A 21,948-nucleotide genomic window follows, 5' to 3' on the forward strand; every position below is an offset into this window, starting at 1 on the left:
CACCGTGCCTGTTCAGCCGCAACCATTCCCGCAAGGGTTGACAGACCCTTGGAAAGCTGCCCTTACGGAAAGGACCGAATCGGAGTTAAATTTTTTCCCAGACAAAAATTCGTGTTGCAATGTCGCAGCAATTCGGATGAACTTCCTCTGGGGCAAGATTCTGCGATCAAGGATGACAATGGCAAGGAAACCCGCAGGCGCGCCCGTCGCTCTGGGACAACGGATACGCAAGCGCAGGCAGATGATGTCGATGACCTTGCAGGAGTTGAGCAATGCCTGTGGTGTATCGGTGAGCTATCTCAGCCAGGTCGAACGCGACAATGCGACCCCGACACTGGGAACGCTGGCGGAAATCGCGGCGGCGCTCGATGTGGGAATCGAACATTTCATCGCCACCCCCCGCCAGTCCGACAGCGTCACCCGCGCCTCTGAGCGCCAGCAATTTGCGGTTTCCGGCACTTCGGTGATCTATGAACGGATCGGTGCCGAGTTTCCGGGCCATGAACTGACCTCCTTCGTCCTGAACGTGCCCGCAGGCTATGCCTCCGAAACCATCCAGCACGCGGGCGAAGAGCTGATCTTCGTTCTGGACGGCGAAATTCTTCAGGTGGTGGACGGACAGCAGTTCCTGCTGCGCCCAGGCGACAGCATCCATTACCTTGGCCAGCACCCGCATTCCTGGTCCAACCCCGGCGACCGCATGGCGCGTCTGCTGTGGACCGGCAAGATGCTGCACGGCGCCACGCCGTCAGCCCATATCCCGCACGAGATTTCATCATCCCCCGTGCCGGACGAAACCCGACTCGACGCGCCGGAAGGCGCGCCCGACGCAACCGCCAAATAGCTGGCGGACGACTTCAAACCTCAAGGGAGTATAAACGTGAAGCGATTTCTCGTATTTGCCTCGGCGCTGGCCATGAGCGCTGCCATGGCGGAAGCCAAGACCTTCGTCTATTGCTCGGAAGCGTCGCCCGAAGGGTTCGACCCCGCGCCCTATACCGCCGGCGGCACCTTCGACGCCTCGGCCCACCCGGTCTACAACCGCCTGACCGAGTTCAAGAAAGGCACGACCGAGGTTATCCCCGGCCTCGCCGAAAGCTGGGATGTGTCGGAAGACGGCACCGAATACACCTTCCACCTGCGCAAGGGCGTGAAGTGGCACTCGAACGAAAAGTTCACCCCGTCGCGCGACTTCAACGCCGATGACGTGGTCTTCTCGTATGCGCGTCAGGGCGATGCCAGCAATCCGTGGCACCAGTACATCTCGGGCATCACCTACGAATACTACACTTCGATGGACATGCCGAACCTGATCAAGTCGGTCGAGAAGATCGACGATTACACGGTCAAGTTCACGCTGAACCAGCCGGAAGCGCCGTTCCTCGCCAATATCGCCATGCCCTTCGCCTCGATCGTGTCGAAGGAATATGCCGATACGCTGGACGCCGCGGGCACCAAGGAAGACCTGAACAACCTGCCGATCGGCACCGGCCCGTTCAAGTTCGTCGCCTATCAGAAAGATGCCGTGATCCGCTACGCCAAGAACCCCGACTACTGGGGCGAGGCGCCGATCATCGACGATCTGGTCTTTGCGATCACCCCCGACGCCGCAGTGCGTCTGCAAAAGCTGAAGGCCGGTGAATGCCACCTGATGCCTTATCCGGCCCCGGCCGATATCGAGGCGATCAAGGCCGACCCGAACCTGAAGCTGGACGAACAGGCCGGTCTGAACGTGGGTTATCTGGCCTACAACACGACCATGGCGCCCTTCGACAATCCGAAGGTCCGCAAGGCGCTGAACATGGCCATCAACAAGCAGGCCATTGTTGACGCGGTGTTCCAGGGCGCGGCCGAACCCGCCAAGAACCCGATCCCGCCGACCATGTGGTCGTACAACGACTCGATCAAGGACGATCCCTACGATCCGGAAGCCGCCAAGGCCATGCTGGCCGAGGCCGGTGTCACCGACCTGTCCATGAAGATCTGGGCGATGCCGGTGCAGCGTCCCTACATGCCGAACGCCCGCCGCACGGCAGAGCTGATGCAGGAAGACCTGTCGAAGGTCGGCGTCAAGGCCGAGATCGTGTCCTACGAATGGGGCGAGTATCTGGCCAAGTCGATGGAACCCGGCCGCGACGGCGCCGTGATCCTGGGCTGGACCGGCGACAACGGCGACCCGGACAACTTCCTGTCGGTGCTGCTGTCCTGCGATTCCGCCGGTGAAGGCGGCGCGAACCGTGCCTTCTGGTGCAACGAGGACTTCTCGAAACTGCTGAAGGACGCCAAGGTTACCGCCGACCCGGCCGAGCGCACCAAGCTTTATGAAGAGGCTCAGGTCATCTTCAAGGAGCAGGCGCCCTGGTTCACCATCGCGCACTCGACCCAGTATGTGCCGATGTCGAACAAGGTCTCCGGCTTCGTGATGAGCCCGCTGGGCGACTTCACCTTCGAAACCGTGGACATCGCCGAATAATCGGGCCGCATCTAACGGAAACCGGACGCGCGGGGACATGGTTCCCCGCGCGTTCTACAAGGAAAACGGTGCATGGTCCGGTTCATCCTCTCAAAGCTTCTGTATCTGGTCCCGACCTTCCTCGGGATCACCGTCATTGCCTTCAGCTTCGTACGCATCCTGCCCGGCGACCCCGTGCTGCTGATGGCGGGCGAACGCGGCGTCAGCCCTGAACGGCACGCCGAACTGACGGCGCAGCTGGGTTACGACAAACCCGTGGTGATGCAGTATTTCGACTTCCTCGGCCGTCTGCTGCAAGGTGATTTCGGCAATTCGCTGGTCACCAAGAAGCCGGTGCTGACCGAATTCCTGACCCTGTTCCCGGCAACGGTCGAGCTGGGTCTGTGCGCCATCATCATCGCCACGCTGATCGGTGTGCCGGTGGGTGTGCTGGCCGCCATCAAACGGGGAAGCTGGTTCGACCAGATTTCCATGACCGCCGCACTGGTGGGCTTTTCCATGCCGATCTTCTGGTGGGGCCTGCTCCTGATCATCCTGTTTTCCGGTATTCTGGGCTGGACCCCGGTGTCGGGCCGCATCAGCCTGCTGTATTTCTTCCCCAATGTGACGGGCTTCATGCTGATTGACAGCCTGATGTCGGGGCAAAAGGGCGCCTTCACCTCGGCGCTGAGCCACCTGATCCTGCCCTCGGTCGTGCTGGCGACGATCCCGCTGGCGGTGATCGCCCGGCAGACCCGCTCCGCCATGCTGGAGGTGATGGGCGAGGATTATGTGCGCACCGCCCGCGCCAAGGGGATGCCTACCTACCGCGTGATCGGCGTGCATGCGCTGCGCAATGCCATGATCCCGGTGATCACCACCATCGGCCTGCAAATCGGCGTGCTGATGGCGGGCGCCATCCTGACCGAGACCATCTTTTCCTGGCCCGGCATCGGCAAGTGGATGATCGATTCCATCTCGCGCCGTGACTATCCGGTGGTGCAATCCGGCCTCCTGCTGATTGCCGCGCTGGTCATGGTCGTGAACCTGCTGGTCGATCTTACCTATGGCCTCATCAACCCGAGGATCCGCGTCAAATGACCGATACGTCCCAAACCAACGCCCCGGTCAAGCTTTCGGACGCCGCAATCCGCCGCCGGATGATCGCCGAGTTCTGGTTCTACTTCAGCCAGAACCGCGGTGCCGTCGTGGGCCTCGCCGTCTTCATCCTGCTGGTGCTGATCGCGGTATTCGCCTCTGTGCTGGCACCGCATGACCCGACCACGCAATACCGTGAGGCGCTGCTGGTCCCGCCGGTCTGGCAGGACGGTGGCAGCGCCAGCTACCTGCTGGGCACCGATGCCGTTGGCCGGGACATCCTGTCCCGCCTGATCTTCGGCGCGCAGTATTCGCTGTTCATCGGCATCGTCGTCGTGTCCATCGCGCTGGTGGGCGGCATCGTCATCGGCCTTCTGGCCGGGTTCTTCGGCGGCTGGGTGGACAGCGTCATCATGCGGGTGATGGATGTCATTCTTGCCTTCCCGTCGCTGCTGCTTGCCCTTGTGCTGGTGGCCGTGCTGGGGCCGGGGCTGACCAATGCGATGATCGCCATTGCCATCGTCTATCAGCCGCATTTCGCCCGCCTGACCCGCGCCGCCGTCATGTCCGAGATGAAGCGCGAATATGTCACCGCCGCCCGCGTGGCGGGGGCCGGCAATATCCGGCTGATGTTCAAGACCATCCTGCCGAACTGCCTTGCACCGCTGATCGTGCAGGCCACGCTGTCCTTCTCGTCCGCCGTGCTCGATTCCGCCGCCCTGGGCTTCCTTGGCATGGGGGCGCAGCCGCCCGCGCCGGAATGGGGCACCATGCTGGCCGAAGCGCGCGAATTCATCCTGCGCGCCTGGTGGGTCGTGACCTTCCCCGGCCTCGCCATCCTGATTTCGGTGCTGGCGATCAACCTGATGGGCGACGGTCTGCGCGACGCGCTCGACCCCAAGCTGAAGCGGAGCTGACATCATGGCGCTTCTGAACATCCGTAACCTGACGGTCAAATTCGCCACCGCCACCGGCAGCTTTACCGCCGTGGACGGCATCGACGTCCGCGTCGACCGGGGCGAGGTTCTGGCCATCGTGGGCGAAAGCGGGTCCGGCAAATCAGTGTCGATGCTGGCGGTAATGGGGCTTCTGCCCGATACCGCCACCATCACCGCCGATGAAATGACCTATGACGGCCGCGACATCCTGAAGATGAGCGGGTCCGAACGCCGCCGCCTGATCGGCCGGGAGATCACGATGATCTTTCAGGAACCCATCGCCTCGCTGAACCCCTCGTTTACCGTGGGCTTCCAGATCGAGGAGGTGCTGCGCCTGAACCTCGGCCTGTCGAAACGCGACGCCCATGCCAAGGCGCTGGACCTGTTCCGCGCCGTGGGCATCCCCGAGCCCGAGGTGAAGATCAACGCCTATCCGCACCAGATGTCGGGCGGGCAGTGCCAGCGTGTGATGATCGCCATGGCCATCGCCTCGAACCCGCGTCTGCTGATTGCGGATGAACCGACCACCGCGCTGGATGTGACGATCCAGAAACAGATCCTCGACCTGCTGATGAAGCTGCAGGAGGATTACGGCATGGCGCTCATCCTCATCACGCATGACATGGGCGTGGTGGCCGAAACCGCTGACCGTGTGGTGGTGCAATACAAGGGCAAGAAGATGGAAGAGGCGGATGTGCTGTCGCTGTTCGAGGCGCCGCAGCACCCCTATACCCGCGCGCTTCTGGCCGCCCTGCCGGAACATGCGACCGGCGACCGCCTGCCCACCGTTTCCGATTTCTTCCAGCAGGAGGGCGTGTGATGACTGCAACCCCCGTCGTTGAAGGCCGCGCCATTGTTCAGGACTACCACATTCCGGGCAGCATGTTTTCCGGCGCCAAGGTGGTTCGGGCACTGAAGGGCATCGACTTTGCCGTACAGAAGGGCAAGACGCTGGCCATCGTTGGCGAAAGCGGATCGGGCAAATCGACGCTGGCCCGCGTGATCGCGCTGATCGACGCGCCGTCCGGCGGCGAGTTGCGGATTGACGGCCAGCCCGTCGACATCCGCCGTCAGCGCCCCGGCCCCGCCATGCGCTCCAAGGTGCAGATGGTGTTCCAGAACCCTTATGGCAGCCTGAACCCGCGTCAGAAGATCGGCGACGTGCTGATGGAACCGCTGGTCATCAACACCGATGTTCCTGCCTCGGAACGGCGCGAACGGGCTGAGGCGATGCTGAAGAAGGTCGGGCTGCAACCCGAACACTTCAACCGCTATCCGCATATGTTTTCCGGCGGACAGCGGCAGCGGATCGCCATTGCCCGGGCGCTGATGCTGAACCCCTCGCTGCTGGTGCTGGACGAGCCCGTGTCAGCACTGGATCTGTCGGTGCAGGCGCAGGTGCTGAACCTTCTGGCCGATTTGCAGGACGAGTTCGATCTGACTTACGTTTTCGTCAGCCATGACCTGTCGGTGGTCCGCTATATCGCCGACGAGGTCATGGTGATCTCGAAGGGCGAGGCCGTGGAACAGGGTTCGCGGGAGGAACTGTTTGCCGACCCGAAGCATCCCTATACCAAATCGCTGTTCGCTGCGACGCCGGTGACGGATGTCGAGGCGATCCGCGCCCGCGTCGCCCGCCGCAAGGCCGCCCGGCAGGCCCAGCCCGCATGAGATGCCGCCGCCCCCGCATCGGGGGCGGCCCGATTGCCCGGTCCCGAAGGACAGTCCGATGACCGACTATGATACATTGCTGGCCGGGTTCCGCCCGGTCGATGTGCCCGCCATTCCCTCCGCCGAACTCTCGGGCCGTCTTGATACGCTGCGCCACGCCATGCGCGCGGGCGGGCTGGATGCGGTCTGGCTCGATGCCACATCGTCGCTGACCTATTACACCGGGCTGGCGCTTCATGCCTCGGAACGGCTGCATGGCGCGCTTGTGGGAGCAGATGGGTCGCTGACCTATGTGACGCCGAATTTTGAACGGCCCAAGCTGGAAACCATGATCCGCATTCCCGGTGCAATTGCAGTCTGGGAAGAGGACGAAGACCCGTTCGCCCTGATCCCCGCCCGCGTCTCCGGTCGCATCGGGCTGGACCCCGGAATGAGTTTCGGCTTTGCCAACCGGCTGATGGCGGCAAACCTGTCCGTCACCTCGGCCGGGCCGCTGATCGCGGCGCAACGGCGGATCAAGTCGGCCACCGAACTGGCCATCCTGCAAACCGCCATGGATGCCAGCCATGCGGTGCAGAAGGCAGTTCATACGGGCCTGCGCCCCGGTGTGACCACGGGCGAGGTGGCTGCTTTCGTGACCGCGGCGCATCAGGCGCTGGGTCTGCGCCATGTCTTTGTCGCCGTGCAGTTTGGCGAGGCGACGGCCTATCCCCACGGCGTGCCCTACGAGCAAAGCCTGAAGGACGGTGACATGGTGCTGGTTGACCTTGGCGGCAACCTGCACGGCTATCATTCCGATATCACGCGCAGCTATGTCTTCGGCACGCCGACCGACCGGCAGCGCCATCTCTGGGACTGCGAGTATCGCGCACAGATGGCGGGATTTGCCGCCGCCCGCCCCGGTGTGGCCTGTGCCGATGTCGATGCCGCCGCGCGGGACTCGCTCGTCGCCGATGGCTTCGGCCCCGGCTATGCCGTTCCGGGCCTGCCGCACCGCACCGGCCACGGGCTCGGACTGGACCTGCATGAAGAGCCATGGATCGTCGCAGGCGATACCACCCCGCTTGCCCCCGGCATGTGCTTTTCCATCGAGCCGATGCTTTGCGTCTATGGCGAATGCGGTGTCCGGCTGGAGGACATTGCCTATATGACCGAAGAGGGGCCGCGCTGGTTCTGTGCCCCCTCGGCCAGTCTGGACCGCCCGTTCGAATGATGCTGCGGCGCCCCTTCGCGGGGCGCCTTTGCCTTACTGGGCGGCAACCTGCCCGATCACATAGCCGAACACCAGCGCCGGGCCCAGCGTGATGCCCGGCCCCGGATAAGCCCCCGACATGATCGAGTTGATGTCGTTACCGCAGGCGAACAGACCGGGGATCGGCTGACCCTGCCGGTCTTTCACCCGGCCTTCCGCCGTCACATCCAGCCCCATCGAGGTGCCGATGTCACCGGGGAAGATCTCGATGGCATAGAACGGTCCTTCCAGCGGGCGCAGGCAGGGGTTCGGCTTGTTCTCGGCATCGCCCAGATAGCGCTGATAGCTCGTGGCCCCCTTGCCGAAGGCCGCATCCTCGCCCCTCACGGCACCGGCGTTGAAGGCCCGCACCGTCGTTTCCAGCGCTGCCGGGTCTATACCGCATTGCCGCGCCAGCCCATCCAGCGTGGCATCGCGCTTCAGATAGCCGCTGGCGATATGCTTGCCGATCCGCGCCGGGAAGGCATGGGCCGCCCCCAGACCATAGCGCCGCACCGCCCGGTGATCCGCCACCAGCCAGGCCGACCGCTGCCCCTCGGCCAGCAGTTTCGCAATCAGCCCCTGCACGAAATCGTGGTAGCTGGCGGCCTCGTTCACGAAACGCTGCCCGTCATGGCCCACGGCAATGACACCCGGTTTCGCACGGTCAAGAAACAGATGCGGGAAGGGCCGGACCGAGCCATCAGTATTGCGCAGCAGCGACACCGGGGTCCAGAAACCGCCATTGGCATTGGTGTCAACAAAGGCCGCACCGATGGCTTCGGCCGCCGCAATCGCACCGCCGGTGCCGGTGGCGGGCGACATGGAATAATGCGGCAGACCGCGTTTCACATGATCGAAGGTCCCGGCCCGTTTCGCCGGGTTCTGCGGATAGCCGCCCGCCGCCAGCACCACACCACGCCTGGCCGCGATGCGGCGCAGGCCCTTCGGCCCCTTGACCTCGGCCCCCGTGACGCGGCCTGTCTCATCACGGGCCAGACCAATCAACTCGTGCCCGGTGCACAGCGGAATGCCCAGCGCGAATACCGTTTCCGCCAGCCGCCCCGACACCGCAGCCCCCATCACCAGCCGGGTATTGCGGCCATGGGTCACCCGGTCGCGCAGATACCGCAGCACGGTTTTCGTGGCATAGGTCGCGGATTTGACCGAGCGCGCCATGCGCAGGAAGTGAAAGATGTCGGGCCGCCCCAGCGGCATACCGCCCAGGATCGTGAAATCGGCAATCGGCGGGCGCATGCGATAAAGATCGGCGCCCAGCTTGCGGCCGTCGTAGTCATCGGCATCCAGCGACCGGCCGCCTTCCGTCGCTCCCTCGGCGTCGGAATGGTAATCCGGCGAATACGCCCGGTGCGCCAGCTTCAGCGCGGTCTTTTCATGGAAAAAGCCGATGGCCTCCGGCCCCTTGTCCAGAAAGGCATCGACCAGTTCGGCGTTGAACAGATTGCCTGTCTCGCCCTTGATATAGGTGCGCGCGGCCTCGCGGCTGTCGGTCATCCCGGCAGCGGCAGCCAGCGGGTTGCCGGGCACCCAGATCGCGCCCCCCGAAACGGCGGTGGAGCCGCCGAACACATCGGATTTCTCGATGATGACCGGCGACAGGCCATGGTGACGGGCGGAAATGGCGGCGGCCATGCCCGCCGCGCCGGAGCCGACGATCAGCAGATCGCAGCTTTCCGGCAGATCAGGCACCAGAGGTTTACGCATAGATCGCCTCCTCCCTCGGATAGCGGCCCATGGCCCAGCCGCCATCAACGGCAAGGATCTGCCCGGTGATGAACGACGCCTCGTCAGAGGCGAGGAAGCGCACGGCTCGGGCGACATCCTCCGGCGTGCCGACACGGCGCAGCGGGGCGCCGTCGATCATCTGATGCCGCCGCCAGGCCTCGGTGCGGATGCGTTCGGCGGTCAGCGGCGTTTCGATCAGACCGGGGGCGACCGCGTTGACGCGGATGCCGTTCGGCCCGAAATCGTTGGCCATCTGCCGCGTCAATCCGATCACCGCCGCTTTCGAGGCGGAATAGCCGCAGGAGCTTTGCGCGCCGATCTGTCCGAAGATCGAGGCGGTGTTGACGATGGCGCCGCCGCCATTGCGCATCATCCGCCCCACAGCCCAGCGCGACAGGCGGAACAGGCCCAGCACGTTGATATCGAAATACCGGGTGAAATCCGCATCGCTGGTTTCCAGCGCATGCGCGCCGCGCGCGACACCTGCATTGTTTATAAGGATGTCCGGCTGTCGCCTCTCTGCCGCCAGCGCGGCATCAAGCTGGTCGGGCAGGCCCGCGTCGGTCACATCCCCCTGCACGGCGGTCACGCCGGGACGGGTGGCGAGCGCCGTAATCCCGTCGGGTTCGCGGTCCACCGCCACGACATGCGCGCCTGCGGCCAGAAGCGCCTCGGCAATCGCAAGGCCGATGCCCTGCCCTGCGCCGGTTACGATGGCGGTACGGCCGTTCAGGGTGCTTGGTTGCAAAGTCATCTCGAATCCCTCCTCAGAACGCTGCCGTGCCGCCGACGGACCGGCCGCCGTCAACGATCAACACCTGCCCCGTCACATATTCGGCGCGCGGATCTGCGAAGAAGGCGACCGCATGAGCAATATGTTCGGGCTGTCCAAGCCGCCCCGAGGGTTGCTGCACACGCAGCCCCTCCAGCCCCTCGGAACGTTCCAGCAGCATGTCGGTGACGATGACGCCCGGTGCGACCGCATTCACCGTGATCTGCTTTTCCGCCAGTTCCAGCGCCAGCGCCTTGGTGAACCCTGCCACCCCGGCCTTGGAGGCCACATAATGCGCATAGTGCCGCGCCCCGAACGCCGCACGCGAGGCAAGGTTTATGATCCGCCCGCCTTCGGGCAACACGCGCGCCGCCTGCTGGCAGAGCGTGAACATGGCGACCAGATTGACCTCATACATCCTGCGGAAATCATCCGCCGTCAGCCTGTCGAAATCGCAGGTGTTGAAGATGCCCGCATTGTTCACCAGCACCCTCAGGTTGGCCGCACCGTCGATCAGCGCCTGTGTGGCGGCCGGATCGGTGATATCCAGCACTGCGGCCCGCGCGGTATGGCCCTTCGCCTGCAACTGGCGCACCGTTTCCTGCGCACCTTCGGCGGCCCGGTCGGCCACGATGACGGCATAGCCGTCGTCGGCAAGACGATGGGCGATGGCCCGGCCAATGCCGGAGCCTGCGCCGGTCACGATGGCGGTGGATTGAGGTTCTGTGGTCATGGGGGTCACCAGAAGATTCGGACTGGCCATTGCGGCCCGGAGAAAGACCCCGCGCAGGCATCTGCGCGGGGCTGTCGTGTCAGTTCAGGCCAAAGCTGTTGGCATCGAGCCTGGCGTAGATCTGTTCGTTCACCAGCTTGGCGATGGCCTCGGTATCATTGCGGTCCACGCCTTCCAGCAGGCCCGACCATTTCGCGACCAGTGCCAGATATTCGTCGATGATCGGGGTCGGGTCGGCGATGCCGCGTGCCTCCATCGTGCGCTTGGCAAGGCCCGCCAGCATGCCATCCTGGAACTCTTTCAGCTTCGCAGCCATGTCGGGATTGGCGTCCTCGATCACGATGCCGCGTTCGGCCGAGCCTTTCAGCGCGGAATCGACGCCCTGATGATAGGCGACCTGCGCACGGGCCAGCGCCATGCCGGTCAGATCAAGGATGGCGCGGCGGTCTTCCGGTGACAGCCCTGCCCAGAACTCCTTGTTCATCACATAGGTCGCGCCCAGCGACGATCCCTGCGGCAGCCGGTTCACATATTTGACGATTTCCCAGAACTTGTAGCCGAATTTCAGATTCGTCGGATCCGACAGCGTGCAGTCCAGCGAGCCGCGCTCCAGCCCGGTATAGACATCGGTCATCGGCACGGCGACCGGGGTGGCGCCAAGGAAGGCGATCCATTCGTTCTGCGCCGTGCCCGCGGTGCGGATCTTCAGCCCCTTGACCGAGGCCGGATCGCTGATCGGCTTCATGCAGAAGAAATTGTAGATCGGCGTCGAATAGCCACCCAGAAACACGGCATTGTGCTTGCCGTATTCCGCCACCATCTGCGGGTTCAGCACGCCGATTTCGGTCAGGGCGAAGGCCGCCGCATAATCGTCCTTCGCAAGGAAGGCGAGGTCATTGATCACGCCCGACAGCGGCAGTTCGGACGGGGTGTAGGAGGCGGCAACAATGCCAAGCTGCGCCACCCCATCGCCGATGGCCTGAAGCGTGGTCGGCGCCGGAACCAGCGAACCCGAGGAATAGACCTCGAAATTCACCCGGTCACTGGTGGCCTTGGCGATTTCCTGAACGAAGGGGCCATAGGCGACGCCATTCAGGATATGCGAGGGCGCCATCCAGTTGGTCGCCTGATACATGTCGGCGGCAGCAGGCAGCACAAGAAAGGGAAGCGCCGCTGCCGCAAGAAGCGTTGATTTCATCTTAGGGGGTGTCCTGTCGGTTGTTGCCCCTGCCCTGTGGCGGGCCGGGGAAGGTTCAGTCAGGCGTCATTCCAGACCGAAGCTGTTTTCGTCGATCTTGTCGTAGAGATTGGCTTTCAGGATCGCGGCCACCGCATCTGCGTCGGTGCGGTCGACATCGGCCAGAAGGCCCGTCCATTTCGCCTCAAGCGCGGTATAGTCGTTCAGCACGTCGGTCGGATCGTCGATACCGCGTTCGGCCATCGCCTTGGCGGGCAGCTTGCTTGCCACCTGCGACTGGAAGGCGGCGAGCGTATCGCGCATTTCCTGGGTCGGTTCGGTCACTTTCAGCCCACGCTCCTTCGAGCCTTCCAGCGCCGCCTGCACGCCGACGTGGTAAGCCACCTGCGACCGCGCCAGCCCGGTGGCCATGGCGTCAAGGATGATGCGGCGCTGTGCCGGTTCCAGCCCGACCCAGAAATCCTTGTTCATCACATAGGTCGCGCCGACCACCACGCCCATCGGCAGGGTGTTCACGGTCTTGGCGACCTCCCAGAACTTGTTGCCCTTGTCGAGGTTGGTCGGGTCCGACATGGTGCAGTCAATAGAGCCGCGCTCCAGCCCCGAATAGACATCGCCGATCGGCACCGAGACCGGCACGCCGCCCAGCGATTGAATCCATTCCGTCTGTGCCGTGCCCGCGACGCGCACCTTCTTGCCCGCCACATCGGCCGGGGTCACGATTTCCGACATGCAGATGAAGTTGTAGAAGGGCGTCGAATAGCCGCCAGCGAAGATACCACCATTCTTCGACCATTCGGCCTGCACCTTCTTGTTGGTCAGGCCGAGTTCGGTCCAGGCGAAGGCGGCGGCAAGGTCATCCTTGGCGACGAAGCCCATGTCGTTGATCGTGTTGTTCAGCGGCAGTTCCGAAGGCGTATAGCCCGGATAGACAATCCCGATCTGCGCCACGCCATCGGCCAGGCCCTGCATCGTGGTCGGCGCGGGTACCAGAGCGCCCGAGGAATAGACCTCGATCTCCATGGCGCCACCTGAGGCGGCGGCCACATCTTTGGCGAACTCCTGATACGGGAATTCGTTCAGGATATGGGCGGGCGCCATCCAGTTGGTCGCCTGATAGGTTTCGGCACTTGCCGCACCGGCCAGAAGCGGCAGAAGCGTTGCACCAAGCAGCAGTCGTTTCATTGGTATTCCTCCCTTTTTGGCGATGCCCGCCCTCCCGCGGCGCATCTGCCCCAGTTGCGCGCCAGGCGGGCGCTTAACGGCTCATCATTCCCGGCAGCCACAGTGCGATCTGCGGAAAGCCGATCAGCAGCGCCAGCACCAGCAGATCCACCGCGATGAACCAGCTCACCCCGGCGAAGATCTGGTTCAGCGACACCCGATCCCCCAGCGATGTCTTGATGACGAAAACATTCATGCCGACAGGCGGGCTGATCAGGCCAATGGTCATCAGCTTGATGACCAGAATGCCGAACCACGTCAGATCCACCCCGTGCTGGTGCAGCAGCGGCACCAGAACCGGCATGGTCAGCAGCATGATCGAGATTTCCTCCATGAAGGTGCCCATCAACACCAGCAAGACGCAGATCAGCAGAATGATCGTCAGCGTGTCATAGCCTTCGAAGAACCCCATCACCCAGTTCGGGATGGTGGCCAGCGCCACGAAACGGGCGAACAATGCGGCGCCCAGCACGATCATGAAGATGGCCGAGGTGCCCGCCGCCGTGTCGATGACCGACCGGACCAGCATCGGCCGGTTCAGCCGCCCACGCAGCGCTGCGATGACACAGGCGAGAAAAGCCCCCACAGCGCCGGATTCGGTTGCGGTGAAAGCGCCGGTGAAGATGCCGCCCATCACGATGGCCGTCACCACCGGCAGGGGCCAGGCATCGCGCAGCAGCGCCCATTTCTCGGCCCGTGTGCTTTGATCCACATAGCGAGGCGCAAGGCTCGGCTTCAGCATGCAGCGCAGCGTGATCATGGTGATGAAGGCCAGCGCCGTCAGGATACCCGGCAGCACACCTGCCATGAACAGCGTGTTGATCGAGGTATCGACCAGCAGACAATAGACAATCATCAGCACCGAGGGCGGGATCAGAGCCGCCAGCGTGCCCGAAGCCGCGACCGAGCCCGTGGCAAGGCCAGGGTCATATTTGCTGTGCAGCATCTCCGGCACCGCGATGCGTGAGAAGGCGGCAGAGGTCGCCACGCTGGACCCGCTCGCCGCGCCGAACAGCGCCGAGGCGAAAACGGTGGATGAGGCAAGCCCGCCCGGAATGCGCGCAAGGAAAATGCGCGCCGCCCCGAACAGCCCACGCGTCAGCCCCGCCTCGACCGCGACGAAGCCCATGAACAGGAACATCGGGATAGCCGACAGGTTCCAGTCACCGATCAGGTTGAAGGGAATGGCCTTGGTGATGCCGACCGCAGGCTTGAAGCCCATCATCGCCCAGATGCCGAAGAAGGCGGTCGACCCCATGGCGACCCCGATGGGCACCCGAATGCCGATCAGCAGCATGATGGCGGCGATCCCGGCAAAACCGATTTCAAGACGTTCCATTGGCTTTCCTCAGAGATCTTGGACGGCAGGCGTGCCGGTGGTGCGGATCTGGCCGCGCGGGCCAAGGATCAGCCGCAGCAGGATGACCACCACCGCCAGCACAAAGCCGAAGGGCAGCAGGAATTTCGCGGGCCATGTGGTGATGCGCCAGATCCCGTCCACGGTTTCGCCGATGCGCCAGGCATGAGTGGCGACATCCCAGGAAAACCACGCAAGGATGCTGTAATAGACGGCCGATACCAGATCGGCGATCCAGCGCATCGCGCCCTGCACCCGGGCCGGCACCTTGTCGTAAACCACCTCGACCACGATCGAGCCGCCCGAGGCCTCGACCCAGGCGAGCGGCAGGAACACGCAGCCGATCATGTAATAGGCTGCCACCACCTCGGCCGTGCCGGGCAAGGGGGCGTTGAAGGCATATTTGCCGATCACGTCGATCATCACATGCAGCATCATCAGCACCACGGTCGCCCCGGCGGCCCAGCCCAGAAGATGCGTCAGCCTTTCGGCAATCTTAACCATCGTCCCCTCCCCTGCCGGATGCATCACTGCATCCGGTAGCCGCCGTTCACGTCGATCACCGCGCCGGTGATGTATCCGGCGTCCTCGCCCATCAGAAACGATACCGCCCCGGCCACATCGCCTGGCGAGCCGATCCGGTTCAGCGGGATATTGGCAGCCACCGTGCTGTCCTTTTCCGGCGGCAGCGACTGGCGCAGCATCGGCGCGTCAATCAGACCCGGCGCCACCGCATTGACAGTGATGCCCAGTGCCGCTGCCTCGCGGGCGCCCGCTTTCACCAGCGCCAGGACCGATCCTTTGGACGCGATATAGGCCGCGCTGGAACGATAGCCGCCCAGCTGCGCCGCGACCGAGGCGAAGCCGATGAACCGCCCGCCGGTGGCGCCGCGACGCGTCGCTCCGCGCAGGTATTCTCGCAACAGCAGGAAGGTGCCGGTCGAGTTCACGCGCTGGGTCAGCTCCCATTCTTTCACCGAAATGTCGGTGATCGGCGGGCGGTCGCCATTCGCTGCGAACAGCAGGATTCCCGCCGCTGCAACCACATGTTCCACCGGCGCACCCGCAGCCTCGGCTGCGGCGAAGGCATCCGCCACCGCCGCTTCGTCGGAAACATCCAGCGCGATGGCGCGGTGCCCCTGCCCCGGCAGACCGGCCACGACGCGTGCCGCCGCCTCGGCCGACAGATCTGCTGCCAACACCCCGAAACCGTCCGCCGCCAGCCTGCGGCACACACTTTCCCCAATGCCGCCAGCCGCGCCGGTGACAAGTACGATTCTCGACATTGCCGAAGATCCTCCCCTTCGTTGCAAACGAAATGAACACATTTAATCGGTAATTGCAAAATGAATCTTCCGTAAATACAATTTTTGGATACATTAAGCGAAACAACCCAAGGGAGGGGTGGCTTGACCGAGGCACATACAAGCACGGAACTGGCCATCGAGAAGCTGCGCGAGGCGATCCTCAGCGGCGAGCTTCTGCCCGGTGACCGTCTGCATCAGGATCGCCTGGCTGAAATGCTGGGTATCTCGCGCACACCCCTGCGCGCGGCGCTGACGACGCTGGCCCAGACCGGGCTGGTGTCCTATGAAAGCAACCGCGGCTTCTATGTGCGGGAGTTCTCGATTGCCGAAGTCTCGGGCGCGTTCGAGGTGCGGGCCGAGCTTGAGGCGATGGCCTGCCGCCTTGCCGCCGCCAATATGACCGATGCCGCCCGCAAGTATCTGGCGGATCTGGTGGCCGAAGGCGACCGACTTCTGGAGCCCGGCGCGCTGCTGCCGGAAAACCTTGGCGCCTACCGCCGGATGAATGTCAATTTCCATACGGCGGTGATGGATCTGTCCGGCAATGCCTGGATACGGACCTTCGTGCAAAGCCTGCACAATGTCCCCGCCGCATCGGACCGTGTGATCATGTGGCGGGATTTTCGCGTGATCGAACGGTCGCACGACGATCACCACCGCATTGCCCGCGCGCTGGCCAAGGGCCAGGGTGAACGTGCGGCGGCGATCATGCGCGAACATATCACCTTCGCGCTGGAGCATCTGGACCTGCAACTGAAGCTTTACCCGCAGGATTTCCTTCGCATGCCCAGCCCCGACAAACCCGCGAAGGGCCGCAAGGCCAGCCGCAGCAAAAGGAGTTCAGAATGACCATCCGCGTATTCCATTCCCCCGCCTCGCCCTATGTGCGCAAGGTGATGGTGACCGCCGCCGAACGCGGGCTTGCGGACCAGATCGAAAAGCTGCCTTCGGCTGCCGGGCCGGTGAAACGTGATCCGGGCATCGTGCAGCACAATGCCTCGGGCAAGGTGCCCTGTGCGCTGCTGGCCGATGACACGCCGCTGTTCGACAGCCGGGTCATCACGCAATATGTCGACAGCCTGGGCGTTGCGGGTGATCCGCTTTACCCGCAGGATGCCCGCCGCTTTGCTGTGCTGACCGCCGAAGCGCTGGCCGAATCCGTGCTCGATGCCGCCCTGCTGCACCGTTATGAAAACGCGCTGCGCCCCGAAGAAAAGCGTTGGGAGGACTGGTCACGCGGGCAGATGGACAAGATCGATTCGGGTCTGGACGATCTGGAAGGGCGCTGGTTCGCCACGATCACCGACGGGTTCAATGCAGCTTCCATCGCCGCCGCCTGCGCGCTGGGGTATCTGGATTTCCGCTTTGCCAGCAAGGACTGGCGCAGCACCCGCCCGCGTCTGGCCGAATGGTTTGCCACGGTCAGCGCCCGCCCTTCGATGAAAGACAGCTTTCCCGCGGGCTGAGCCTTTTCCTGTCAGTCGAAGAACGGCGTCATCTGCGCCACCACGACCGAATTTTCCTCAAGCGCGCGCTGCATCAGCGCGCGTTCCTCGTCGGGGATCTCGTCGCCTGCCTCAATCCGTTCGTCTAGCGTGCCGTAGCCCGACACGTCCAGCGGTGCCAGGTCGGCCTGTTTGAGGATGGCGACCGTTTCGCGCACCGCCTCGGCCTCGTCCACGCCGCTGGCATAGATCATCAGCGCGGCGCCGGTCGCCTTGTCGGGCAGGCCGTCCCCCGATTTGCGGCCGACCTCGACCACCAGCGTATAAACCTGCTGCGGTCGCTTCACCTTGCCGTCATCGCTTGCCATGCCACCCTCCGCGCCTTGCCGTTCCGCGCCCACAGCTACGCCGGATCGCCGGGCCGGGCAAGCGCGCCAATCCTGACCAGCGCCGCCTCCAGCGGCAGCCAGTCATCCAGCCGCAGCCGCACCGGCAGTGTCAGCACCTTCGGGCGGAAGGCGGCGGGCAGGCGCACAGCATCCTTTTCAGTTGTGACCAGCTGGGCGCCCAGCATCGCCGCGTCCCGCTCCAACCGCGCCAGCAGCGTGGGCGACAGCGGCTGGTGATCATCCAGCGGCACTTCGCGGGCGATGATCGCACCTTCGGCCCTGAGCGAGGCGAAGAACTTTGCAGGCTGGCCGATGCCGGCGAAGGCAAGCACCCGCTCCCCCTGCCAGCCCATGCCGGTGGGCAGAACCTCCAGCCGCCCGCGCAGATGCGGCACGGGGGCGGTGAAGTCCGCCGCGAACCGTGCCTGGGCCGCCACATCCCCGATGGACAGCAGGAAATCCGCCCGCGCCAGCCCCGCCGTTACGGGTTCACGCAGCGGCCCGGCAGGCAGGCACAGCCCGTTGCCGAAGCCCTGCGCCGCATCGACCACCACGATGGACAGATCTTTCTGCACCGAAGGATTCTGGAACCCGTCATCCAGCAGAATAACCCGCGCCCCGGCGGCCTCGGCGGCCTTCACGCCGACAGCGCGGTCCTTCGCCACCCAGACCGGCGCGAAAGGGGCAATCAGCAGCGGCTCATCCCCCACCTCGGAGGCCAGATGCCGGGGCTGCACCTGCACCGGACCGGCAAGCGTTCCGCCATGGCCGCGCGTCACCACATGGACGCCATCGGGAAGCCGTTCCAGCAGCGCGAGGGTCGTCGGTGTCTTGCCCGTACCGCCCGCGTTCAGGTTGCCGATGCAGATAACCGGAACCGCCGCGCGATAACCGGCCCGCGCCACCCGGCGTGCCGTCGCGGCCGCGTAAAGCGCACCCAGAGGGCGCAACACCTGCGCGGCAAGACTCGGTGCGGGCTGGAACCAGAAATCAGGTGCGCGCATCGGCTACCCCTCCCCCAGTAATTGCCGCATGAGGGCCAGGGCCTGCGCCGTCGCCTCAGTCCCTTCGGATGATACGATCCACGCCGCGCGCGCCAGCAACGCCGCCCGGTCGGGCGCCAGCAATTCTGCCACCGCCTCGGCCAGATCGGGCGCCGAAGCAACGGACCGCGCACCACGCGCCGCGCCCAGCCGCCCCAGCGCGGCCCCCCATGCCCCCGGGCGCGGCCCGTGGATCAGCGAGGCACCCAGCGCCGCCGCCTCCATCGGGTTGCGGATGCAGCCGGTTCCGGCCAGAGATCCACCCAGAAAACAGATCGGCGCCAGCCGATACCACAGCCCCATCTCTGACGTATCGGCAAGGAAGACCTCGGTATCGGGCTCGGGTTCCTCATCCGCACTGCGCTGTGCGACCTGCCACCCCTCAGCCTCCTCCATGCGGTGTGCCAGCAGCGGTGCACGGGCCGGGTCTTCGGGCACAAGGATCAGCAGCAAACGATGCGCCTGCCGCAGCGCGGCGCGGTGCGCCTCGATCACGGCTGTTTCCTCGGCCTCCGGCAGACAGGCCGCCAGCCAGACCGGACGCGCCGCAAACAGATGCGCCAGCGCCTCGCGTTCGGCCTCGTTGCCGGGCAGCACATGGCTGGGTTCTTCCAGACGACCCGCGACGCTGATGCGATTGGCGGCCACCGACCGGCGCAGACTTCGGGCCGCCGCATCGTCCACCGCACAGATCTGCGTAAAATCAGCCAGCGCCGATTTCACCAGACCCGGATACCAGCCATCGCGGCCCGGCGGCAGATGTGGCGCCCGAGCAGCCAGCATGGCCATCGGTATCCTGCGCTCCGCCGCCTCGTGCAGGATCGAGGGTCGCAACTCTCCGCCCGAGAACAACACCACATCGGGACGCCAGTGATCCAGAAACAGCCGCACGCCCGCAGCACTTTCCCCCGGCGGCGCCTGCCAGATCGCCCCGTCAGGCAAGGCGGCAGGTAGCTCGGGCGCGGTCAGCAGGACAGGGTGGCCATCCTCCTCGCGGATATGGCGGGCCAGTTCGGCCATCTGCGGCGCCAGATCCGCAGTCGGCGCATGCAGCCACGCCAGCCGCCCCGGTGGCCGCTCCGGCCAGTCGGGCCGGACCAGCGGCTCTTTCCGTGCCGCGATCTGGTATAGCGTCAGGCCGATGGAGGGCATTCATGCGCCCGGGGGAGATCAGGCCCCCAGCTCCTCGGTCGGCGAGGCGGGCTCTGCCTCATCCCGCAGGCGGTGGATATGGGCGATGAAATAGCGCATGTGGGCGTCATCCACCGTGCGCTGCGCCTCGGCTTTCCAGGCGCTGTAGGCGGTCTGGTAATCGGGGAACATGCCGACGACATGGATCTTTGACACGTCCTTGAAGACGTTCTTTGTCGGGCTGACCAGCTCGCCGCCAAAGACGAGGTGCAGACGTTGCGCCATGTATAAGCTCCGCTTTCAGATATGTCGCCAAGCTAACGGAAGCAGCGGCGAAGTTAAAGCCGCCGCCCCGTCACAGAGCCGCATTTACAGGGAAAAATCGGGACTTGCCCGAAAATTCACTCGCCCAGGATTTCTGCCTGATGTTCGCCCAGTTTCGGGGAAGGCCGGTCCAGCGACAGTTCGGCCCCCGAGAAGGTGAAGGGCGAGCGCACGCCCGGCACACCGTCCGGCACGATCTGCAAACCGCGCGCCACGATCTGCGGATCGGCAAAGACCTCGGCCATGTCATTGATCGGTCCGGCAGGCACGCCCTGCGCCTCGCAGGCGGCCAGCAGATCGGCTTTGGTCATCGCACGCGTCGCCGCGCTGAGCGCCTCGGTCATCACCTCGCGGTGGGCGATGCGGTCGGCGTTGGTCAGGAAGCGCGGATCATCGGCCATTCCGGGCAGGCCGAGCAGACCGCAAAGCTTGCGATACTGGCTGTCGTTTCCGGTGGCGAGGATGATCCAGCCGTCGGCGCAATCGAACACCGCATAGGGGGCAAGGTTCGGATGCGCATTGCCCATCTTGCGCGGCGCCGTGCCGGTGGCGAGGTAGTTCATCGCCTGATTGGCCATGATCGAGGTCGCCACATCCATCAGCGCCATGTCGATGTGCTGCCCTTCGCCGGTGCGACCACGCTGCACGATCGCGGCAAGGATCGCGGTGGCGGAATAGATGCCGGTAAAGACATCGGTGACCGCCACGCCCACCTTTTGCGGCTGGCCCTCGGGCTCGCCCGTCACGCTCATCAGCCCGGTCATGCCCTGGATGATGAAGTCATATCCCGCGCGGGCGGCATAGGGTCCGGTCTGGCCGAAGCCGGTGATGGAGCAATAGATCAGCCGGGGATTCACCGCGCGCAGGCTTTCGTAATCCAGCCCGTATTTCTTCAGCCCGCCCAGCTTGAAATTCTCGATCACCACATCGGCATCGGCCACCAGACGGCGCACGACGTCCTGCCCTTCCGGCGTACGGAAATCGCAGGTGACCGAGCGTTTGCCCCGGTTGCAGCAATGGAAATAGGCGGCACTGCGGTCGCCCTCGCGCTCGATGAAAGGGGGTCCCCAACGGCGCGTATCGTCGCCTTCCGGCGCCTCGACCTTGATGACTTCGGCACCCAGATCGGCCAGTGTCTGCCCGGCCCAAGGCCCGGCAAGAATCCGGGCCAGTTCGATCACGCGAATACCTTCCAGAGGTGCGGGCATCTTACTTGGCAAGCTCCGCATCTAGCAGTGCCTTCAGGTCGGCATAGCTCATGTTCGAATGCTTGGCGCCATTGATGAACAGGGTCGGCGTGCCTTCCACCCCGTCGGCTTCCATGTTTTCCTGGAATTTCGTGACCATGGCCTCCGCCATCGCCTGATCCTTGAAGCAGGCGTCAAGCTGATCGTCCGTCATCCCGGCACTGCGGCCGATGGTCTTGAGATTGTTGATCACCACATTCGGATCGTCCGAAGCGGCCCAGTCGCGCTGCTTTTCGAACAGCAGGCCGTTGATGCCGAAATAACGCATCTCGCCGCCGCAGCGCGCCATCATCGCCGCCCACAGCCCGTAGCGGTCGAAATACACCTCGCGATAGACGAACTTCACCTTGCCGGTGTCGATGTAGTCGGCCTTGAGCGGCTTGAAGACATCGCTGTGAAAGTTCGCGCAATGCGGGCAGGTGTAAGAGGCGTATTCGGTCAGCGTGACCTTCGCGTCCGGATTGCCCAGCACAAGCTCCGTGACCTCTGGCGCGGGCGTGGCCTCCGCCGGGGCGGGCACGGCCTCGGTCTGCGCGAATGCGGCACTGCCGCCCAGCAGGCTGCCGAAAAGGCCGATGGCCGTGGTGGACAGGGCAAGGCCAAGCAGGCCGCGGCGGGTCAGAAGGTTCATGGCAGTGCCTT

General features: G+C 64.5%; 23 protein-coding genes. 9 read left to right on the forward strand and 14 right to left on the reverse strand.

Annotation, left to right across the window (positions count from 1 at the left end; translation table 11 throughout):
* Positions 1-178: 178 nt before the first annotated feature.
* The 7 genes from C8N34_RS18770 (at position 179) to C8N34_RS18800 (ending at position 7,372) form a co-directional block, all read left to right on the forward strand.
* A complete protein-coding gene (locus tag C8N34_RS18770; RefSeq protein WP_054303922.1) occupies positions 179-844 on the forward strand; it encodes a helix-turn-helix domain-containing protein in 666 nt (221 codons plus the stop codon).
* 84 nt (positions 845-928) lie between these two features.
* Positions 929-2,473 (forward strand): ABC transporter substrate-binding protein, encoded by a 1,545-nt coding sequence (locus C8N34_RS18775; RefSeq protein ID WP_235451311.1) that lies wholly within the window; start codon positions 929-931, stop codon positions 2,471-2,473.
* Between the two features lie 72 nt (positions 2,474-2,545).
* Positions 2,546-3,553 carry an ABC transporter permease subunit gene (locus C8N34_RS18780; protein WP_054303923.1) on the forward strand — a complete coding sequence of 336 codons (1,008 nt, stop codon included), beginning with the start codon at positions 2,546-2,548 and terminating at the stop codon, positions 3,551-3,553.
* Positions 3,550-4,467 (forward strand): ABC transporter permease subunit, encoded by a 918-nt coding sequence (locus C8N34_RS18785; protein WP_054303924.1) that lies wholly within the window; start codon positions 3,550-3,552, stop codon positions 4,465-4,467. The genes C8N34_RS18780 and C8N34_RS18785 overlap by 4 nt, the downstream gene beginning before the upstream one ends.
* A 4-nt stretch (positions 4,468-4,471) precedes the next feature.
* Complete coding sequence (locus C8N34_RS18790; RefSeq protein ID WP_108130072.1) at positions 4,472-5,308, forward strand: ABC transporter ATP-binding protein; 837 nt, start codon at positions 4,472-4,474, stop codon at positions 5,306-5,308.
* A complete protein-coding gene (locus C8N34_RS18795; protein ID WP_054303926.1) occupies positions 5,308-6,159 on the forward strand; it encodes an ATP-binding cassette domain-containing protein in 852 nt (283 codons plus the stop codon). Before C8N34_RS18790 ends, C8N34_RS18795 begins: the two co-directional genes overlap by 1 nt.
* Before the next feature lie 58 nt (positions 6,160-6,217).
* Entirely contained in the window at positions 6,218-7,372 is a 1,155-nt protein-coding gene (locus C8N34_RS18800) for a M24 family metallopeptidase (RefSeq protein WP_108130073.1), read from the forward strand.
* 33 nt (positions 7,373-7,405) lie between these two features.
* Here the strand turns inward: C8N34_RS18800 and C8N34_RS18805 are convergent, their stop codons facing one another.
* The 8 genes from C8N34_RS18805 to C8N34_RS18840 all read right to left on the reverse strand — a co-directional run bounded on the left by C8N34_RS18805 (position 7,406) and on the right by C8N34_RS18840 (position 15,706).
* Positions 7,406-9,115: an FAD-dependent oxidoreductase gene (locus tag C8N34_RS18805; RefSeq protein ID WP_108130074.1), complete on the reverse strand. Its 1,710-nt coding sequence runs from the start codon at positions 9,113-9,115 to the stop codon at positions 7,406-7,408.
* Positions 9,108-9,890, reverse strand: coding sequence for an SDR family NAD(P)-dependent oxidoreductase (locus C8N34_RS18810; RefSeq protein ID WP_108130075.1), 783 nt, complete (start codon positions 9,888-9,890; stop codon positions 9,108-9,110). The genes C8N34_RS18805 and C8N34_RS18810 overlap by 8 nt, the downstream gene beginning before the upstream one ends.
* 13 nt (positions 9,891-9,903) lie before the next feature.
* Positions 9,904-10,641, reverse strand: coding sequence for an SDR family NAD(P)-dependent oxidoreductase (locus C8N34_RS18815; protein WP_108130100.1), 738 nt, complete (start codon positions 10,639-10,641; stop codon positions 9,904-9,906).
* A gap of 79 nt (positions 10,642-10,720) precedes the next feature.
* A complete protein-coding gene (locus C8N34_RS18820; RefSeq protein WP_108130076.1) occupies positions 10,721-11,839 on the reverse strand; it encodes a C4-dicarboxylate TRAP transporter substrate-binding protein in 1,119 nt (372 codons plus the stop codon).
* A gap of 66 nt (positions 11,840-11,905) precedes the next feature.
* Positions 11,906-13,024, reverse strand: coding sequence for a C4-dicarboxylate TRAP transporter substrate-binding protein (locus C8N34_RS18825; RefSeq protein WP_054303930.1), 1,119 nt, complete (start codon positions 13,022-13,024; stop codon positions 11,906-11,908).
* A 73-nt stretch (positions 13,025-13,097) separates the two neighbouring features.
* Positions 13,098-14,402 carry a TRAP transporter large permease gene (locus C8N34_RS18830; RefSeq protein WP_054303931.1) on the reverse strand — a complete coding sequence of 435 codons (1,305 nt, stop codon included), beginning with the start codon at positions 14,400-14,402 and terminating at the stop codon, positions 13,098-13,100.
* A gap of 9 nt (positions 14,403-14,411) precedes the next feature.
* The gene (locus tag C8N34_RS18835) at positions 14,412-14,924 is read right to left on the reverse strand and encodes a TRAP transporter small permease subunit (protein ID WP_054303956.1); all 513 of its coding nucleotides are present in this window, start codon (positions 14,922-14,924) and stop codon (positions 14,412-14,414) included.
* 23 nt (positions 14,925-14,947) lie between these two features.
* Positions 14,948-15,706 carry an SDR family oxidoreductase gene (locus tag C8N34_RS18840; protein WP_054303932.1) on the reverse strand — a complete coding sequence of 253 codons (759 nt, stop codon included), beginning with the start codon at positions 15,704-15,706 and terminating at the stop codon, positions 14,948-14,950.
* A gap of 123 nt (positions 15,707-15,829) precedes the next feature.
* On the opposite strand from C8N34_RS18840, the gene C8N34_RS18845 reads away from it, so the two are divergent.
* Entirely contained in the window at positions 15,830-16,576 is a 747-nt protein-coding gene (locus C8N34_RS18845; protein ID WP_054303933.1) for a GntR family transcriptional regulator, read from the forward strand.
* Positions 16,573-17,193 (forward strand): glutathione S-transferase family protein, encoded by a 621-nt coding sequence (locus C8N34_RS18850; protein ID WP_108130077.1) that lies wholly within the window; start codon positions 16,573-16,575, stop codon positions 17,191-17,193. Before C8N34_RS18845 ends, C8N34_RS18850 begins: the two co-directional genes overlap by 4 nt.
* An 11-nt stretch (positions 17,194-17,204) precedes the next feature.
* On the opposite strand, the gene C8N34_RS18855 is transcribed toward C8N34_RS18850, so the two are convergent.
* From C8N34_RS18855 to C8N34_RS18880, 6 genes are all read right to left on the reverse strand, one after another.
* Positions 17,205-17,540 carry a hypothetical protein gene (locus tag C8N34_RS18855; RefSeq protein ID WP_054303935.1) on the reverse strand — a complete coding sequence of 112 codons (336 nt, stop codon included), beginning with the start codon at positions 17,538-17,540 and terminating at the stop codon, positions 17,205-17,207.
* Between the two features lie 35 nt (positions 17,541-17,575).
* The gene (gene lpxK, locus C8N34_RS18860) at positions 17,576-18,565 is read right to left on the reverse strand and encodes a tetraacyldisaccharide 4'-kinase (protein WP_108130078.1); all 990 of its coding nucleotides are present in this window, start codon (positions 18,563-18,565) and stop codon (positions 17,576-17,578) included.
* Between the two features lie 3 nt (positions 18,566-18,568).
* The gene (locus tag C8N34_RS18865; RefSeq protein ID WP_108130079.1) at positions 18,569-19,756 is read right to left on the reverse strand and encodes a 3-deoxy-D-manno-octulosonic acid transferase; all 1,188 of its coding nucleotides are present in this window, start codon (positions 19,754-19,756) and stop codon (positions 18,569-18,571) included.
* An 18-nt stretch (positions 19,757-19,774) separates the two neighbouring features.
* A complete protein-coding gene (locus tag C8N34_RS18870; protein ID WP_054301242.1) occupies positions 19,775-20,020 on the reverse strand; it encodes a DUF4170 domain-containing protein in 246 nt (81 codons plus the stop codon).
* A gap of 116 nt (positions 20,021-20,136) precedes the next feature.
* Positions 20,137-21,267, reverse strand: coding sequence for a CaiB/BaiF CoA transferase family protein (locus C8N34_RS18875; protein ID WP_108130080.1), 1,131 nt, complete (start codon positions 21,265-21,267; stop codon positions 20,137-20,139).
* Between the two features lies 1 nt (position 21,268).
* Complete coding sequence (locus C8N34_RS18880; protein ID WP_108130081.1) at positions 21,269-21,937, reverse strand: DsbA family protein; 669 nt, start codon at positions 21,935-21,937, stop codon at positions 21,269-21,271.
* Between the last annotated feature and the right edge of the window lie 11 nt (positions 21,938-21,948).

The sequence above is a fragment of the Gemmobacter caeni genome (genome assembly GCF_003054195.1).
In the GTDB taxonomy this organism is placed as follows: Bacteria; Pseudomonadota; Alphaproteobacteria; order Rhodobacterales; family Rhodobacteraceae; genus Gemmobacter; species Gemmobacter caeni.